General features: G+C 42.2%; 7 protein-coding genes. All 7 read right to left on the bottom strand.

Going from position 1 to position 20,397, the window contains the following annotated elements; all coding sequences use genetic code 11:
- Window positions 1-3: 3 nt before the first annotated feature.
- Entirely contained in the window at window positions 4-1,140 is a 1,137-nt protein-coding gene (locus DWW96_RS08700; protein ID WP_117910142.1) for a HAMP domain-containing sensor histidine kinase, read from the bottom strand.
- A complete protein-coding gene (locus tag DWW96_RS08695; protein ID WP_117910141.1) occupies window positions 1,113-1,802 on the bottom strand; it encodes a response regulator transcription factor in 690 nt (229 codons plus the stop codon). The genes DWW96_RS08700 and DWW96_RS08695 overlap by 28 nt, the downstream gene beginning before the upstream one ends.
- A 338-nt stretch (window positions 1,803-2,140) precedes the next feature.
- On the bottom strand, window positions 2,141-4,897 hold the full coding sequence (locus tag DWW96_RS08690; protein WP_117910140.1) for a YodL domain-containing protein: 2,757 nt from the start codon (window positions 4,895-4,897) through the stop codon (window positions 2,141-2,143).
- An 80-nt stretch (window positions 4,898-4,977) separates the two neighbouring features.
- Window positions 4,978-12,660 (bottom strand): DEAD/DEAH box helicase family protein, encoded by a 7,683-nt coding sequence (locus DWW96_RS08685; RefSeq protein WP_117910139.1) that lies wholly within the window; start codon window positions 12,658-12,660, stop codon window positions 4,978-4,980.
- A gap of 68 nt (window positions 12,661-12,728) precedes the next feature.
- Entirely contained in the window at window positions 12,729-13,817 is a 1,089-nt protein-coding gene (locus DWW96_RS08680; RefSeq protein ID WP_117910138.1) for a DUF5688 family protein, read from the bottom strand.
- A gap of 6 nt (window positions 13,818-13,823) precedes the next feature.
- Window positions 13,824-13,964: a hypothetical protein gene (locus DWW96_RS14260; RefSeq protein ID WP_008688072.1), complete on the bottom strand. Its 141-nt coding sequence runs from the start codon at window positions 13,962-13,964 to the stop codon at window positions 13,824-13,826.
- 88 nt (window positions 13,965-14,052) lie between these two features.
- Entirely contained in the window at window positions 14,053-20,343 is a 6,291-nt protein-coding gene (locus tag DWW96_RS08675; RefSeq protein WP_117910137.1) for a SpaA isopeptide-forming pilin-related protein, read from the bottom strand.
- Window positions 20,344-20,397 lie beyond the last annotated feature (54 nt).

The following is a 20,397-nucleotide window of genomic DNA, read 5'->3' as shown; positions in this document are numbered from 1 at the left end:
AATCTATTTCTTTGGTAATGTCACCACAAAATTATTACCGCCTTCAGGTGCTACTTTTACACAAATCGTGCCTTTCTGCTCCTCCAAAATTTTTCTGGCAAGATAAAGTCCAACCCCAGAGCCCTCCTGTTTTTTTACATACTCTTGGTTTCCTCTGTAAAAACGCTGAAATACCCGATGCGCCTCTTCTGCCGGAATACCTGTTCCCTGGTCGATAAATTCCAGCATCATGCAGGTAGCAAGCTCTGTTACCCGAATTCGGATTTCTGTATGCTCCGGCGAATACTTTACTGCGTTGTCTAAAATATTTACGAACACTTCTCCTGTCCATTTCGAGTCGTGTACAATTTGCACATCCTGAAATTCATCCAGAGAAATATCTATGGATTTTTCATACGCTTTCATATACACACTGTTTACAGCCTGTACCAATGTATTTTTCAGACTGCCCATCTCTGGCTGAATCTGAATCATCCCAGATTCCAATCTGGACACATGAATCAGTGAATCCAAAAGATTTTCCAGTCTTTGAATTTCATCCCATTCCTTTTTATAAAATTCTTCCCGTTCCTCCCAGGTTAAATCGGCAGACCCCGCCAGTTCACAACTCATCTTCAATGAAGCAATCGGTGTTTTCAATTGGTGGGAAATATCTGTAATTAAAGATTTTGTATTGTTTTCTTCTCTGGAAAGTTTTTCTCTTACTTTTTCAAAATGATTCTGCAGTTCTATATATTTTTCCCGAAGTTCTTCCTGGTTATTTTCATCTTGCTGCCGGTCTCTTTTATTTTGCAAAAACAAAACCCATGAAACTCCAAGTCCTGCCACAAAAACCATCGCCATTCCTATTCCATATGCAGCAAAAGTTTTCACGCTTCTCCCATCAAAAGGAGTATACCCGTAACGCTCCTCCAGCTCTTTCCCCGCTTCCTCTTCCTGACGATTTCTTTGCTTTCCTCTGTCAAATAACTCTATATACTCCGTCTCCTGTTCCGGATGGGACAGCACTAACGCCCCTAATTTCCCCTGCTCTTCCTTGTATAAACTATTTCCTGCCAGAAACAGCAACAATATCTCTGTCACAAACAGAAAAAGCAGCCCTGCTGCCAGAGCTACTCCTGTACGCTTTCTTCGGTCCATATATATCCCATCCCCCTTACATTTTGTATATAATCATTCCCGATTTTTCCTTTCAATCGGCTGATATTTACAGGAACTGTATTATCGTCTACAAACTGCCCGTCAACATCCCAGACATACTCTAAAATCTGTTCTTTTGATAAAATCTGCCTTGCGTTTTCCATAAAGTAAATCATTATCTGAAGTTCCTTTTTACTTAATGTCAAAGGAGTCACTCCATCAGCATTTCGTTTTAACGCTCTCATTTCTCCATAATTTACTTCGATATTTCCCGATAAGATTCTGTTGTGTCCGCAGACTCCTTCCACTCTTCTCATAAATGCCTGAACTTTTGAAACCAGTACCATCAGGCTGAATGGCTTTGTAATATAATCATCCGCCCCTGCATCATAGCCGTTTACCATATCAATTTCCGAATCCATTGCCGTGAGAAACAGTACAAAGACTTTGCTCTTATTTCGAATCTTCCTGCAAAACTCCAGTCCGTTTCCGTCCGGCAGAGTAATATCACTGATTACCAGATCTATTCTATTTTCATCAAACAATTTTTCTGCCTCTGAAATCTGAAAAGCGGAAAAAACCTGATACCCTTCTTTCTGCAGTTTTAGCACGATTCCACGGTTCAGATTCTCATCATCTTCCAATAACAAAATTGTCCTCATTTCATCTACCTTCCTAATCTCCTAACATGATAAACAATCACATTTTACCACACTCCTCCAAAACTGCATAGTATCCACCTGCTCTCCAGAAAAGAAAAAGGACCGCTGCACCTCTATGGTGGTATGCGCCCCGTCAAGTAAACAATTAAAAAAAATATAGGTTTTTTGCTACCCAGATCATGCTGGGTAGCATTTTTATGCTGCCATAAGCATGTCATGGTATTCCATTGGAGTTAGAATACCGAGACCTCGTTGAGGTCTGTCGTTTCTGTATCATTCAAAACAAAAAAGCCGGAAGCCACGTTATCATCCGTGACCTCCGACTCATTGTGCTTATACTACACTGTCCTTACACCCAAATCAGCTCCTCTCTCCGGCTTATCTTTTCCCTGCTTTTCCTGGATGATTCTCTTATTGATTTCCAATCGTTCATGGATTGACGGTTTCTTTTCTTTTTCTGGCATTGTCTTTTTCTGTACTACTGCCTTTCTTTCAGCTTTCCCTGCGTCCTTAACTGCTGTATTTATTTCAACACCAGCTCTCGGCACAGCTTCTCTGCTCTCATTTTTCTCTGCCACCTGCTGTTCTCGTCTCTCCTTCACACCTTTTTCTTCCAGACTGCAAAAACTCTGCAAATGCGGCAGTACATGATTCTGCATATCCGTCAGATCTTCCATATACTTCTGATACTCTTCATTTCCTTTTCCTTGCTGATAACTAATCCAGCTTTCATCCGTCAATTTCATTTCATTCTGCATCTTTAACTGACTGATGATACCTCCGTTTCCGGTACCAATATCTATCTTCCCCTGAAAATGGTGCAGCATTTTGTCACCTTTCTCAGCATAATATACTGTAAAAAACATTTGTGCTGTCGTTTTTGGTTCGTTAGTGTTTGGATCACGATCAGCATACCAGGCTTTGTCCTGTTCTACGGTTTTTGAATCCAGATCAGATAACTTTTGACATCTTGGATTCCCCAGCTCACTTTTCTCACAATAATTCACATACACCATTGGTTCCATATCTTTTGGAAGCTCCGGTTCATAGGCTTTCAGTCTTTCCATCAATACACCTGCACGAACAGACAAGTCGCATTCTTCGTCTACAATATCCTTCAGATAAGAAATATAAGAATGTGTATTGCCACTCTGCAAATCCAACATCACCTCTTGTACCGTATTTTCTCCCGGCTCCACATTATCTCGATACTCATACGGATCAAAAGCTTCTGCAATCTCATCCAGTGCCTCTGCCAGCTGTTCTGTGGTCATCTTCTCTGGATACATTGCTTCTCGAACATCCCTCATCGGTACATACTTGTAGTCCGGCAATGCTTCATGAATTTTCTCAATCCCTTCCCGTACCAGTGCAAGCTCTCCATAAAACCGAACATCATCCATCAGATTTCCAAGTACTGTATTTCCTTTTACGATTGCAAATTCAGCATCATCGTAGTAACTGTCTTCCGGATCACGATAGATAATTCCCATCGAGCATCCCAGATACGCAGTTTCTGGATTCTCCTTATATTTTTCATAGACTGCAGCTATCTGATTAACATCGGTACTTTTTTCATAAGCTCCCATATCATGGAACTCATCACATTCTGTGGCAAAGTATTCCAGATAAGGTTCTTTCTTCAGTGGCATATTGTTAAGTACATTGTCAATCATGTTATAATTCGCCTCTTCCAGTTCTTCTACCTTAGCCAGTGGCTTATATTCGCCCTGGCTTTTCTGAATCTCTGCCATTACAACCTCATCCATTTCTTTCACTTTTTCCATCAACTGATCATAATCCCCACGGATGCGTTCTCCAGTCCAGCCTTCGTCTTCCAAAAGTTCCTCTGCCGCTTCTTCAATAGAAATTTCATCATTTTCATAGACGCCACCATCCATCAGACGGAAATCTTCATCGTAAAAGGAATAATCGTATCCTTCTTCTGTCCTCTGAATAGCAAAATACCGTTCTCCTACCTCATATGCCAGTTCACTAAGAACCTGTTCTTCCAGATTCAAGAAAGAATCCAGCTGTTCAAAACTGATACTGTCTACAAAATGAGCTGTTACTTTTTCCCCATCATTCAAAACAACGATATCACTGACAGACAGGGAATGCCCACGGAAGTCTTTCGGTCTATCAATGTTGAACCTTTCAAAAATATCATCCAGTGACGTATTTCCCAGTAATTCTCCAACATAGACCAGCTTATAATCTTCTTTTTTTATCTGCATACCATGACTTTCAATAAAACTCATATTCATAAATGCATAATTTTCGCCCGGTGAATCATCTTTGATCTGATAAATACCAAAGGTTCGCCTTGTTCCTAACAACAGGTTTGCCTCTTTCAAAGACTGAATCTGCGGATATTTCTGTATTTCCCATTCCATGTTACGGAAACGCTCCCGTTCTGCCATGGACATCTGATAATGCTGCGGTCCTCGTTCGATTTCCTTGCGTTCCGTGACATAGATTGGTGATGAAAAATTAGTGATCAGATAGATATCTGCTCCGGCATCGTATAATTTCAGTGCTTCTTCCTGGTCAATGACACTCATAGGCTCCTGAAATGCTCCAAAATCTTCATCGGCATAATCCAGATCCTGATCCCTTATCCGTTCCCACATCTGTAATTCCATGCCAAACAGCCCTTCGTGTGCCTGTATCATTTCTTTACTTGCATACTCTCCCTTACCGCCATCGCTACCCAGGCAATAAATCTTAGAACCCATTCTGTGATAATCCAAAGCTGCTTCTTTTCTGAGCGGCACCATGTCTTCTGCTGTATATCCATAATCACGTAATTCCAGCTTACCTATGGTTGGATCTGGTAGGTCCTGAATATCCATTTTTGCATCATCCAGAAGTTCCTCTACTTTATCTTCATCTGCCTGATTGATTGCATCTGTCAGATTTTTTACCAACGTCCTTACTTTCTCTTCCTCGCCAATCAGATTTGCATATTCAAAAATCTGTTCTTTTACATCTACTGGAAGCGCTATTCCCATGTGTTCTGCACGGTCTATCTGTTCCTGCGTAAATTCCTGCATTTTCTGCGTTTCTTTTCCTGTTATCATATTTCTCGCCATATAAATTCCTCCTGTGTTCTAAAAAAAGGCATAACCGGCAGAACCTTCTTCTACCAAATTATGCCATCTTTCCTGTTTATTTATTCCAGACCGAAGTCCCATTTTCTGGTTTCCTTGCCAGTTTCACTTTCCCGCTGACTCTTTTCTTTATAAATCTGCAGTTTCTCATGAATAGAACCTCGTACCGGTCTTTCTTCTTTCTCTTTTGATTCCGACTGCTCTGTTTCTGTATCTTCCCGCTCATCCATATTGAGAAGTGCATTTAACTCTGACAGTCGCTCCAGTTTCTGGTTCAACTCCTCTTCTTTTGGAAATGGCTTCCCGACTTCCTCTTTGGCATTTGTCATCTGCTCCTGTACCGTTTCCAGCCGTTGTTCTGCTTCTGCCAGTTTTTCCGGATAACTTTCTAAAAGATTATTGATACGAATGATATTTCCCAGGGCATCGGCTCCCAACCGAACTTTAGCTACCGATTCATGCTTTACAGACAGGATAAACTCTTTGCTCCAGCTGTCGAATTGGATTCTCATGTTAAATCCCTGATAACTTCCAATGTCCATAGCTGCATCTACAGACTTAATGTCTTTGCAGACCGCCAGAAGAGCCGCTCCTGCCTCTTTCTTTTCTGTGAACACTTTGCCACTGATTTCCATAGAAAACTGCTCTGGATCTGTAATTTTATGCTCAGAAAAATGAGCGATATCTGCCTTGTAGCTGTCAATGATCTCCATCAATTTTGCAATCTGTTGCGGAAAATTCCTTGCAATATCATCTTCCAGTCGGTATTGGTTATTCATGTGGTTCGCTTTTAAAAGCTTTAATTTCGCCACATCCACATCCAATGCCATCTTCTCTTTTACTGCTGGATTTCCGGTTGCCAGTGCTTTGACCTCTGCATAGGACAGTGCCGCTTCGTCCACATCTTCGCAGCTTCTGACCGGTGCTTTGCTGGTCATGATCTGGGAAATAAACTTCTGCTTGTTTTCGATCAACTGCCACATGTAGCTGTCAAATGTGGATTCAGTTACATACCGGAAGATATGAACCTTTTTATTATGGTTTCCCTGACGGATAATACGTCCTTCCCTCTGTTCCAAGTCAGATGGTTTCCAACCAATATCCAGATGATGCAGGGCAATCAAACGATCCTGCACATTGGTTCCTGCACCCATCTTTGCTGTTGAGCCAATCAAAAAACGAACCTGTCCGGATTTCACTTTCCCAAACAGCTCCGTCTTTTTTGCTTCTGTATTTGCATCATGAATAAACGCAATCTCTTTTTCCGGTACACCTTTCTCTATCAGTTTCTGCTTCAAATCATCATAAACATTGAAACTGCCATCGCCTTTCGGTGTGCTCAAATCACAGAAAATCAACTGTGCTGATTTCTGTGCTGCTGTATCTTTCCAGATTTCATAGCTTTTCTCTGCACAGACTGCTATTTTGCTTTCCGGATTATCTGGCAATAATTCATTCACCAAACGCTGATCCAATGCTAACTTTCTTCCATCATTGGTAATTTTCAGCATATTATCAACCGAGGCATCTACCCCACCGTTTCTGACAACTTCTGCACGTTCTCCCAGACTTTCTACGATTTCTTTCTGCTGTTCTGTTGGTTTCAGCACCACTGTTTCATATTCCGCTTCCGGCACAGGAAGCTTTAACTGATCAGAAGTCTTGATATCTGCAATCTCCTTGAACATATTCATCAGTTCCGGAATATTATAAAACCGTGCAAATCTGGACTTTGCACGATATCCTGTTCCTTCCGGTGCAAGTTCAATGCTCGTGACAACTTCTCCAAAAGTGGAAGCCCAGGAATCAAACAATCCAAGTCCCATATTTTGTAATTTGCTGTTCTGCAGATACCGCTGCATAACATATAATTCCGTCATGCTATTGCTGATCGGTGTGCCCGTAGCAAAGGTAATGCCTTTTCCTCCGGTAATCTCATCCAGATACTGACATTTATTGAACATATCCGCCGACTTCTGTGCTTCGTTCTGCGCAATCCCGGCTACATTCCTCATTTTTGTATAGAGAAACGCATTTTTATAACTGTGTGCTTCATCGACATACAAGTGATCCACGCCCAGTTCTTCAAACGTAACTACCTGATCTTTTTTCTCTTTCTGATTCAGTTTTTCCAGTCTTGTCTGCAGGGTTTTTCTGGTCTTTTCAATCTGTTTGACAGTATAACGTCCGCCGTCCTGTTCATACCTTGCACTCTGGATTGCCATTTCCAGATCATCAATCTGCTTCCGCAGCATAGCTTCCTGCCTCTCATCAGAGATTGGAATACGCTCAAACTGGGAATGTCCAATGATAATGGCATCATAATTCCCCATAGCAATTCTGGCACAGAATTTTTTTCGGTTTGCTGGTTCAAAATCTTTCTTGGTTGCAACCAGGATATTGGCTCCCGGATATAACTGTAGGAATTCTGCACCCCACTGCTCCGTCAAATGGTTTGGCACGACAAAGAGATTCTTCTGTGATAATCCCAGTCTTTTACTTTCCATTGCCGCCGCTACCATTTCGTAGGTCTTCCCAGCTCCTACTACATGTGCCAGAAGCACATTGTCTCCGTAAAGCTGGTGTGCAACTGCATTTTTCTGGTGCGGACGAAGTTCTATTTCCGGATTCATTCCTGGGAAAGTCAAATGACTGCCATCATATTCACGGGGACGGATGCTATTAAATCGTTCATTGTACACCTTTACCAGTCGTTCACGCCTCTGCTGATCTTTAAAAATCCAGTCTTTAAATGCTGCTTTCATGGCATCCTGCTTCTGCGATGCCAGCATGGTTTCTTTCTTATTGAGGACACGGATTTCATCACCATTCTCATTGACACTCTTATCATAGATGCGTACATCTTTCAGGTTCAGGGTATCTTCCAGAATCTTATAGGCATTTGCTCTCTCAGTTCCATACGTTGCATAGGCAAACGCATTTCTTGGACTGTCGGCATTCTTTCCTGTAATCCTCCACTCACCATTTACCTCAGAGAATTTTACCTGTATTTCCTTCTGTGCAAGATACCATGGCGTATGAAGCAGTTCTACCATAAAATCCTGATAATCCGAAGGTTCAATCCATGTGGCTCCAACACGTACCTCAATCTCAGATGCTTCCAGATCTCTCGGCTGAACCGCCTCCAATGCACGGACATTCGGTGTAAATTCCGGGTGACTCTCGGCAATGGTTCTCGCAGTGTTTAATTTATCCCTGACATTTCCAGATAAATACTCATCTCCACTCTCCCACTGGTCTGTCAGTGGATTCTTAAAGATAACTCCAACCAGTTCCTCCGTGATTTTCTCTTCAGTCTTTCCGGTCAGCTCTGCCATATAAGGAAGGTCTACCTTTGCCCTTTCATTCAAAGATAATGCTAACGCCTCTGTCGCTGTTTCTACGCTGGTTACTGCTACTGCCTTTTTGATGGTTCGTTTTGTAAACATATCTGCTTTTCGCTTCAATGTTCCATCTTCGTTCAGATCTTCCAGAGAACACAATAGGCAATAAGAAGAGTCATCAGAAAACGCCCGTTTGTTGGCATTACTTCCAATGACTCCATACTTTACCGTGTAGGTATCATATACTTGATTCAGTTTCTCCTGCTGTTTCTGGATTTCTTCGTCTGTGACGGATTCCTCCATCTGCATGGCGATCAACTCACGAACAGTATCACGGATTGCAACCATGCCTTTCACACGTTCTGCAGTGGCGGCAGGCATTTTCACCTGATTCATCAAAGAATTGACACGGTAATATACCTGATCATCTACTACCGTATAGCTGTAATTTCTAACATTTGGATCAGCCGGAATACTCTCTGGCATCTCATCCAGTTCTGCTTCCACATCTACTGCTGGTGCCATGCTTCCCTTGATGTGTTTTACTGCTTCTTGTAATTGTAATTCCAAATCAGCACCTTCCATTGGAGCACAGGTTGTTTCCATACCATACGGACCGGACACTTCTTTCATCTCACCCAGAATCATTTCCGGATGCTGAACAAAATACTTGTTAATGGTAATCCCATTTGCATCACTCTCCAAATTCACCCAGTCTGGCATCTCTTTTGTGAAACTCTCACGCTTCTGGAAAAACAAAATATCAGCACTGACTTCTGTTCCTGCATTTGCCTTAAAAGCTGTGTTCGGCAGTCGGATTGCCCCCAGCAGGTCTGCACGCTCTGCCAAATATTTCCGGACTTCCGGTGATGCCTTGTCCATAGTTCCCTTTGTTGTGATCAACGCAGCTACACCACCTGGACGTAACTGATCTATAGTCTTGGCAAGAAAGTAATCATGAATCATAAAATTGTAGCGGTCATATTGACGGTCATTGACCTTATATGCACCGAATGGCACATTTCCGATTGTCACGTCAAAGAAATCATTGGGATAATCCGTCTTCTCAAAGCCTTTGATCTGGATATTGGCATCTGGATAGAGAAGTTTAGCAATTCTGCCACTGATGCTGTCCAGTTCCACTCCATAGAGTTTGGACTGGTTTAGATTCTCTGGAAGCTTTCCAAAGAAGTTCCCGACTCCCATAGATGGCTCCAGGATATTTCCCTTTGTAAATCCCAGATTCTCCAACACCTGATACATACTTTCAATCACAATCGGCTGTGTATAATGAGCATTTAATGTGGAAGCTCTGGCTGCAGCATATTCTTCCGGTGTAAGGACGGTCTTTAATTCCAGATATTCTGTCTCCCATGCAGATTTTGTCTCATCAAATGCATCTGCAAGACCTCCCCAGCCGACGTACCTGGATAAGATTTCCTGTTCCTCTGGTGTCGCATTGCGGTTCTCATCCTCACATTTTTTTAACAGCTGAATAGCCATAATATTGGCTCGGAATTTCTCCTTCGGTGTTCCCTGTCCAAGTTCATCATCTGTGATATGGAAGTTCGTTGCTGGAATCAGTTCTGCTATTCCGTTAATCTCTTCCAATGATTCTTTTTCTTCCGATACCTCAACTTCTCCCGACAGTTCTTTTTCTTTTTTATCATAATCTGTCCACACACGTTTAGAAATAGCAGTAAAATAGGAAGACTCTTCCTCCATGATTTCTTCCTTGATTTCCCGTAATTTATCTAAGGTATCCGCATTTACAGTTTTGTTGTGATAATGATAATAAAGTACTTCTTGTCCGAGTTTTACATCCAGACGTTCCAATTCTTGTGTTGACATTCGATTCCAAATATCATCTTTTTCCGTATGAATCGTGAAACCTTCTCCATCATCATGATATTCTAATGTGTATTGAAGTCGATTCGCTTCTCCCTTAACTTTGCAATCAAAATCGTGGATTTTTGTTCTGGTACCAGACATATATTCTGAATCAACTAATCGCAAATCAGTTATATCTTCCGCTGTCAAAGTATCCTGCTCCAGCTGTTCTCCTAACATCTGCTGTGCTTCTTCCAAATCTGCCAGTCTTTGTGCTTCCTGTCGTTCTTCGTACTTTTCCATTTCTTCCGGTGACAAATAATCATCTGTGCGGATTAACTGGCGAACACGTTCTGCAACCTTGTTCCACTTTAATAAAACTTCTACCTCTGGACTGCCAATTTTCCCTTTTGCAAGTTTTAATCCTTTTGCATCATGGGATGCGTCGGAAGCATCTGCTCCTGGTATTCCGGGTGAGGAACCACCTGTTCCATACTCATTTTTCAGGAACTCAGCTGCATCTTTCATATCATGATGTTCCATGAAATACTCATAGATTCGGTTACGTCCTCCTGCAGTAATGCCGCCTCTTCTTAACACTGCGTCAATTTCATCCTGTGTGATAAAGGATAGTGCCGGACGTTCGACCGTAAATTTCTGGTCTACCCAGGAACGCTCCCTCTGAAGATCCTGAAAGCGTTGGAAATATTCCGGATTATGCTGAATCTCCCAGCGGTGATAATCTCCCGGATTCTCATCCATATATTTCTGTAGCCATTCAAAACGATAGACAATCGCATCTGCTTCCTCTTGATCTGTCCATGCTCCACTCACTACATCCTGCCAGTCTGAATATGATTGTTTCTTTTCCCAGTTTCTGCAAGTATCCCGAAAATGAAGTGCAAGAAGATTGGTCATTTCTTCCTGCTCCTGTTCAATGGCATTATTGGAAATCAAATTATCCACGTAATTTCCATCCTCATACATATCCCGAATTCTGTTCGCTGCTTCTTCCCACGTAACCATGCGGTCAAAGTTTCTTCTGGCAGAGTCCCCTCGCCGGATACGGATACCATCATTGTCATACCAGATACTGATTTTCCGACCATCTATGGTAAATCCTTTGCCACCAGTTCCATATTCATCTTTCAGAAAACTCCGCATTTCTTCATTATCCAGACCTTCAATCAGTCTTGCTGTAATATGAAACAGTGTATTTTTCTGTCCGCTTCCCGTGCGGAGAATATCATTTACCACTTCATCGGAAATAAGAAAAGCGGCTGGCTGTTCCAATGCAGCTGCCGCTTTCCTTATTTCTCCTAACTGTTCCTCTTCTGTTGGGAACAGACTTAACTGTAAATAATCTCCTGAATCACCAGCTCCTCTGCCTGTGCCTTGATCTGGTTCATGTGTCTGGTCCATGCCATCCCGTCTGCCATTTTGTCCGGTGCCGGATCTTTCTCCAGAAGTTCGTTCATCAGGTCGTCTACTCTCTGTCTTGCCTGGCTGTCGATCTCCATCAGATGACTGTCCAGACGGTTCTGCAGTGTCAGAATGTTGAACCTGGCTACCTTGTGATTTCTCAGATACTCTTTCCGCATCATTCCGTACTTGCCGATGGTTCCTCTCGTCTCTTCCAGGCTGATATCTGGAATCTGATACTCTCCGTTCTGGCTGTAACTGATCTCTCTCATAGTCTGTTTCCTCCTTTTTTTCTTCTTTATCTTCTGTGTTATCTGTATTACTTTCACGAATTAACGTGTTAAATTCATTATAAGCTACTTCTTTTTCTTTTGCAACCGTTTTCAGGTCATTTTCCAGATCATTCAGAACATATCGTCCAATCTGCATCAGAACTGGTCTGCTGATCTCGTTGACTGCACTTCCCAGATGTCCTAATACTTTCAGCTGATTGAAGTCCGTAATATGCCGAAAATCCTCTGCATCCAGATATTCCTGTACATCCAGTCCACACCGCTTTAGTAATACATACCAGACACTATTGGTCATCAGTTCCCGGAATTCTACTTCCTGATTCTGTTCGTCCAGTTCTTCCAAAAATGTCCCTGTCACATCCAGTCTCAGTTCTTCCAATGCATCTGGAAGCCATTCCTGCATACTCTCCTTCGCTGCCTGATGCAGACTTTCAGCAAGTCCTCCTTCTGTATCTTCCAGTGATAACTGCTCCTGCAGATAATCTGCCACCAGATGTTCTCCTTCTACTGGAAGATTCCATAACTGAGGATCCTTTCCAAGATTCCGCACTTTATAAGTGTCCTGCACATCAAATACATACCGAAGTTTTGTTTTCGGTCCGGAAGTGTTGTCAATCAAGGCAATCCCCTTGGATCCCTTTTTGATCCAGCGGTACATCTTCTGATTCCATATTTCCATGGATGCTACGGCAGTTGCTTCCGGTCGCTGTGCATAAATTAAAAGCTGTTCTGGAAAAGTGTATTTGTACAATCTGGATGCAGTGTTTAGGAATCGCATCCATTCCTGCGGACTGGCAGCTACATCTTTTGCCACCTCTTCCGTCAGCTGTTCCATTGCATATAATTTATTTGCCATGTGCTACTCCTTTTCATAAAATCAGGGACTGCTTGGCACAGTCCCCTTAATATCATCGTTGTTTCTCTTTATAATGCTGCGGCAAGATCTTTTGACTTATTCTTCGGCACTTTGTCTGCCTCTTTTGCCTTGATCTCTGCCTTGGCTTTCTCCAATCTTCCATGGATTCCACCTTTTACTTCCGCTTTTTCAGTTGCTTTTTCTTTCTCCAAACGAGCTTCCCTGCGCTCAGCATTTTCCATTAATGCGGTCTTTTTATCACAGAACTGAACCTTATCAGAAAGCTGTTCCTGTCTTTCCACCTGTGTTTCATTCACTTTTTGTACCATCGCATTTAATTCCGGAACCTGAAAAATACCGTTATCAGGGAGAATCAGCACTTCATGAACGGAAGATGGAATGACAAAGTAATCGCTTCCCAGGCATTCCCCGATCTGTTTTCGAATATCTTCCTGCAGTAACAAGGATGCTCCATTCAGCTTTGATTCATTCGTAAGGCAGAACATTGGATTCTCCACGGTTTCCATATCCAGTTTTTCATTTAAAAGATTTTTTGGTGTTCCTCCAAAAATCATGGATTCGATAATCTGTGTCATATCCACCAGTTGCACTCCTCTGTTCTTATCTGCCATCATCGCATCTGCCTGAATCTGTTCAACAGATACTCCCCATTCGTTCATCAGAGAAACTGTTACCGGAATACTGCTGATTCCCTCTCCATTTTCCTCCAGGTTTACTGCATAATAAGCCGCAAAATCTCCGTGTTCTGTGACTACCTTATCTGCCAGACGATCGGTATTCCATTCCTTGTCACAAATTCTTACCTGTAACTTATTTTTCATCTTTTCATAATCCAGAATATCTGGAACTCCCATATCAAAAAATTCTGCTTTTCCCTGTGCCTCAATACGCATATCAGCTACATCCCCAACACAAGAGTCTACATCTTTTCCATGGATATATTCCTGGTAGAGGGAATCCAGATAGACTGTCGGTACGATTCTCTGATCTCCGTTTGGAATCGTAATACCTGTCAGCTTCAAACCATTGTTTTTTTCTACTTCCTGAAGTTTAATTTCTGCGTCCTTATAAGACTCTGGCAGATACTCCTTTACATTGTCTTTGACATATTCATAAAATTCTTTTCTGTTCATCATACGCTTTTACCCCTTTCTGATCATGTGATGGTTCATTCTTTTTCTGCTGACCATCTGCTCGGCTTTCTTCTGATAAGCCATCATTCTCTTTACTGTTTTCTCCTGGTTTTTTCGTGCTTCCTGTCTTTTTTCCATTGCTTTCATCATAGTTTTCTGTTCCTTTCTGTGATTTTTTTGTATGAAAAAGGGAGCCTCACATAGAAGCTCCCAATCATAACCGTTGGTTTTAGTTTCCTTATTTCCTTTTCCTGCTGATATAAAGTCCTGCCATACCTCCTGTGGAGATTACAAGAAGCAAGATTGGCAGCCAGATATTCGTGCTGTCACCTGTTTTCGGTGCGTTTGATACCTTTGTCTCTTCATGGGACTGTGGTATATCCGGTGTGTTCGGTGTTTCTGGAACTTCCGGTTTCTCATTTGTCAGATTAAAGGTAACTTCTACAACCGGTGTACTGTCATCTGCATAGGCAAATGTCACTTCATGCTTGGTCTGATCCAGTGTGTATCCGTCCAGTGTCTTTGTTTCCACCAGATAATACTTGATAGCGGTATCATATTTGCCGTTCTTAAATGTGGCAATCTCATACAGCTTACTTTCTGCATGACCGGCAGCATCTGTCTTTAAGGTTTCCAGAATTTTTCCTTTGCTGTCACGAAGTTCAAATTCTACCCCTTTCAGCGGTTCTCCTGATGATTTATCTGTCTTATTGAGAATCACTTTTCCCTTGGCAGTGTCATCTTTCATAGCTACTTTCTGGATTTCTCCAGTATCCTTTACTTCAAAACTAACATCCGATGTCAGAAGATATCCTTTCGGTGCCTGCTCTTCACGTAAGGTATATTTACCGATTGGAAGTTTTTCGATATAGTGTGCTTCCTCTGTGGAAGTCCAGCTCTCTACTACCTGATCATCCTTATCGAGAATCGTCAGTTTCGCACCCGGAATTTCAGTTTCTCCTGTGATATCTGTCTTACTGATCTGCACTTTTGTCACATCATCTTTCATCTCTACTTTCTGAATCTCGGCTGTATTTTCTACTGTAAAGGTAATACTTTCTGCAGTGGCATATCCATCTGCCGGTTTTGTCTCTGTCATGGTGTATTCCTTGCCAACCACCAGTTCTTTGATCACATGGGATTCTTCCGTAGAAGTCCATTCATCTACTGTGTTGCCATCTGAATCCGTCACTTTCAGGTGTGCACCTGGAAGTTCTTTACCTGTTGTCAGGTCTGTTTTGGTCAGCTCCACTGTGGTTGGCTGATTCTCAAAAATAAAGTCGTAGCTTACTTCTGCCTGGTCTTCTCCGGCATATTCAAAGGTAAATTCCTGTACTTCTTCTGTTGTAACAAATCCGTCCGGCGCAAAGATCTCTTTCACATAGTATTTTCCGTCTACCGGAAGATCTGCCGTAAAAGTAATCTGTCCTTTTTCATCCGTTACCCGCTGCTCGATCAGACTGTCTTTCTCAAGGAGTACCTCGCCCTTTGCATTTTTGATATCTTCACTGGTATAAAGACCAAAGACACCACCTGCAAGAACACGTTCTGTATCTTTTTCTTTCTTCAGAACCGTAACCTTTACTTTCTGACGGGCATTCTGCCATTTCTCATCATAAGTGATGACTGGTGTGTCCTGATCACGGTAGGAAAGGTCAACATATCTCGGCTCTTTGTCCAGCACATAACCATGGGCTGTTTTTACTTCCTTCACATAGTATTTTCCTGCCGGAAGATCTCCCATCTGTGCAATACCATTGGAATCTGTGGTAATGGTTCCCACTTTTTCATCTGCTTTGAAATAATCTTCACTGACACCATCTGCCGCTTGGATATCTTCCGAAGCAAATACGTCGAACGTCACATCTGTAAGACTTCCGGTTACATACTCAAAAAGATGCTCCACAGTACCTTTTACATGATCCAAAAGTGTCACCTTATCCAGAAACTCTCCATTTTTGTTGATGATCAGAAGTCCTGTCGGAACTTCATCTTTCATCTCTACTTTCTGAATCTCAGCAGTATCTTCCAGCGTGAACTTCACATCCGTTGCTTTCAGATATCCATACGGTGCCATTTCCTCACGAAGAGTGTATTCCTCTCCAACTGTCAGTCGTTTGATCACATGTGGCTGATCTTTTACAGAAGTCCACTGATCCACAACATTTCCTTCTTTATCAAGAACAGTGAGTTTTGCCCCATCCAGTTCCACACCTGTGGTTATATCAGATTTTGTAATTTCTACTGTTGTCGGCTGGTTCTTTTTCACTGTTTTCAGTTTTACTGTCTTCACATCCTGTCCCTGGTAAGAAGCATCCAGATTCAGAACTTCATCAGAGGATACAAATCCCGCCGGTGCTTTTAACTCTTTCACATAATACTGTCCAAGCGGCAGATCCAGCGTACATGCTGCAAGACCATCGTTATCAGAAGTCATTTCCTGCAGAAGTGTATCTGCCTTTACAATGATCTCACCTTTCTCATTCTTCAGATCTTCTGTGTTATAGATGCCAAAGACAGCTCCTGCTACGGTTGCACCATTTTCTGCATCCTGTTTTTCTACCTGGATTGCAACTTTCTGGCGGTCATCGCCAACCATCACTTCCTGTTCGATCACAGGTGTATCCTGATCCGCATAGACAAATGCGGCATCCGATCTGTCATGGTTCAGGACGAATCCTTCCGGTGCAGTCTTTTCTACCACATAGTAAGAACCAAGCGGCAGGTTATCAGCAACTGCTTTTCCGTCTTCCCCGGTCGTTACCGTTGTTACCAGTGCATCTTTTGCATAGATCAGCTGTCTGTTCCCGTTTTCATCTTTCTGATAATCCGGTGTATAGATATTTTCAGCTGCATAGACATGAAATGATGCACCCTTCAGGTATCTTTCTTCATAAACAAAATCCTTTTTAAATCCGGTCAGCATCTCACCTTTTTTATAGATCGTCAGCTTTCCTTTTACCGGATGGTTCTCATAGTCTACCGTAATAATGGCATCTCCGCTCTCAGAATCCATCTGGTATGCTGTATTTGCATCCACCGCAATCTCTACATAGTTCTTATTGATTGTGTACCCTTCCGGTGCGTTGACTTCCTCAATCCGGTAATGTCCGATCTTCAGATTCTTCGGCATGATCAGATATCCCTGGCTGTCCGTAAAATAGGACTTGTGAGTAGTTGTCACTGGGTAAGTTGTTACCTGCTCCACATACTTCTTGTTGTCCAGGTCATATACCTTAAATTCTGTTCCGGCAATCAATACAGATTTCTTTGTTTCATCGTCTTTTTTCACGATTTTCAGTTTTGCCTTAAACTCTTCATCCAGAAGCACTCGCCAGATCTGTGGCTCGTTTGGATGATGTTCTGTGATATTCACTTCAAAATCATCGACTGGCTTGTAATTGTGCGGTGTTGTAGTTTCACGCACGATATAGCTTCCAAATGGTAATGGAATACTGCAGGCATACCCTTTTTCATCTGTGAAAATCTCAGTTGCTCCATTTTCTCCACTCACTACTGGTTTGGCAGAATCAAAATCATAGCTTCCATCTGCTTTCTTTGTAAGGGAAGATTTCAGATAAACTGTAAATCCGGCTCCGGATAACAGATCTGCATCGGTCTTTCCATTGTTGGCTGCTTTGATGATCTGAAATGGCTGTTTGATGACCTGCTCACTGGAAGTGCACTCTCTTTTTACTTCTGCTGTCATATCTCCTTCATAACTGCACACAAGATCATGCTCTTCTGTATCTGCCAGGTATCCGGTCGGCGGTGTGATCTCTTTGACATAATATTTGCCAAGATATAAACCTTTTACAGAAGACTGTCCTTTGTCATCTGTTGTAAGAGATGCTACCTGTTCTCCTGCTTTATAAATAGTTCCGGTTGCTCCGTCCGGATGCACGATATCTTCACGGGCATACAGACCATAAACTGCACCTTTCAGTGTGGCATCTCCCTGTGGTACTGCTTTTCCTGTTTCTTTATCAACTTTGAATAAATTGATCTTTGCTGTCACACGGTCATTGCTGAAGGTATGGGCAAATGATACGGTTGCTTCTTTATCATTGGTGTAAGAAAACTTGAACGTATACACATCTTCTGTATTTCTTACATAGCCTTCCGGCGCTTGATCTTCTTTTACGGAATAGGAATATCCAATCGGAAGATCTGCTGTGAATTTTGCAGTTCCATCTGCTCCAGTAGTGGCTTTCTCAATCAGTGTTCCTTTTTTCTCAACAACGGTTCCGTCTGCATTTCTAATATCATCGGATGCATACAGAGCAAAAATACCGCCATTCAGTGGTTTCTTTGTATCTTTATCCTGTTTTACTACGGAAACATCTGCTTTCTGTCTTTCGTTGTTAAAAGTCACATCTGCAAATACAACTTCTTTATTCTGTCCGGCATAAGTCAGAGTCACTGGCTTTTCTTCGCTGCCGTTATAGAAATTGTCCGGTGCTTTTGCTTCTTTCACCACATAGCTTCCAAGATGCAGATTCTTCAGTATAACAGAACCATTCTCTCCCGTAGTCAGATTATCTTTTACCAGGTCACCTTTGCTGTACACTTTTGTGCCATAAGCAGTTACGATATCTGCCCCGGCATACACGTTATACACTGCATTTTTCTGTCTGCGGTTTTCATACTGGAATACTGTTCCATTTTCACTGACATCTGCTCCGGTAAGAACCTGTCCTTCTTTGTAAATGGTAAGCTCTGCAAGCTGTTCTTTATTTTCTACAGTCACAGAGGAAGTCTTACTTGCTACCAGTTTTACATTTGTTGCCGTTGCATTTACTACATATCCCTGTGGTGCTGTGATCTCTTTCAGATAAACGGTATCCTGTGTCTTGATGATCGTAACAGAAGATTTTCCATTCTTATCTGTTGCCGGCATCTGAGTGATCAGCTTTGTACAAGCCTCATCGCTGTATACACCGAATACTGCACCTGCAAGATTGACATCCGCTGTATCGTCTTTCTTTACGATTTCGATCGTAGCCTGTTCAATCCAGGACACCTTTAAGCTTACATATTTTTCATCAGCGACACCTTCTCCAAACACAAATGCCAGATCCTGAACACTTGCATTCGTAGTCAGTTTATATGCTGAATAATCTTTTGTAATACTACCCTTCATTTTTGCAGAAAAAGTAGCACTTACATCTTTTGTCTGTGTCAGAGGTGCTGAGAGATAAAACGTAGTTCCTCCTCCAATTGTTACGCTTGCACCTGCCGCACTTACAGTTCCAGTAGATACATTATGGAGCTTTACACCCTTTGGTAAGTCCATTGTAATTTTCTGCTGGGAAGATGCATTAAACTTAATGTTCTCCGTTCTCTGAACATTTCCATCTACATAAGCTTTTACATTCGGTTTTGAAAATGACATCGCTACATCTGGTATTTCCGGCTTATTCACACAATAATTATAGAGTTCTTTTGCCAAAGCCTCGCCTGTAGCATTTGTTCCATAGAATGCATCACTGCTTCCATTGGCATACGATGCAGCCATGTGAATAATGATGAATCTTTTTCCTTCTGAGAAATCCGTGTGTTTATTCGCAAAAAAACTTTCGCTCCCTGCGGCATCTGTACCGTAATAACACACTTTTGCTAACGCCTGATTGTCCCCGATCTTTGTGATTGTATAATTTCCAGATCCTGGTCCTGGTTTTGCTGGCTGTACACAATACGCAGTTGCTCTGACGCTTCCGTAGCTGATATAGTACGGCTCTGTCAGATAGGTTCCAAGATTATAATCTGCATATCTATACAGAGGTCCTTTTTCAATCGTTACCTGCTGTGTAGTTCTTGCTGAATAAGCCGAAACTGCTTCAAATGTTGCAATCTCTCCCTCTTCCATAGAATCAAGATCCACCCATTCGTCTCCTGCCTGTTCCAAAACATCGTGAAGCTCTAACCCTGATTCTTCATCATAGGTATCCTGATTCTGTGCCTGCTCTACTAAATCATCAAATTCATCAGCATCAATATCGGTAATCTCCGAGTCTGCTTCGGAATCCTCCGCTTCTTCTGTCTGCTGTTCACTGCCAGCTGTTTCGGATTCGGTTACCGCTTCACTCCCTGCAGTTTCTGTCTGCACTTCTGTTTCTTTCTCACGCACAATCAGCTTTCGGCTGATCTGATACTTCGGATGCTCCTGATTTACCGGTTCCACATAATAGACCGCTTTGTAAGTGTCCGCATGATCTGTCGTAAAATCCTCATCCTTGTCGTTCTTTGCTTCCTCGAATGTGACTTTAACCTTGTCAGCATCCTTGATTTCCAGTCCTGTGTAGTCTGATTTCACATCAAATACACTGCCTGTTTCGATTTCATAATCTTTGGCAGTCACCACCTCATCTTCATCCAGAAGGTCTTTCACTTCCTCATAAAGTGGCGGTTTTTCCTCTGGCTGAATCTCCGCTGCATATGCAGTCATCGGAGACAACACGGTACTAAGCATTGTCATGCCTGCCAGCAAGCCAGATACTACTTTTCTAAAATTACCTTTTTTCTTCATGCTAAGGTCCTCTCTTTCATAATATTTGTATGAAAACAGACAGTCCTTAGACTG

Origin of the sequence: Eubacterium sp. AF17-7 (assembly GCF_003461285.1) — a bacterium.
GTDB classification, from domain to species: domain Bacteria; phylum Bacillota; class Clostridia; order Lachnospirales; family Lachnospiraceae; genus Eubacterium_U; species Eubacterium_U album.
Note: the sequence above shows the minus strand (reverse complement) of the source record. Positions and strands in the feature narration are given on the sequence as shown.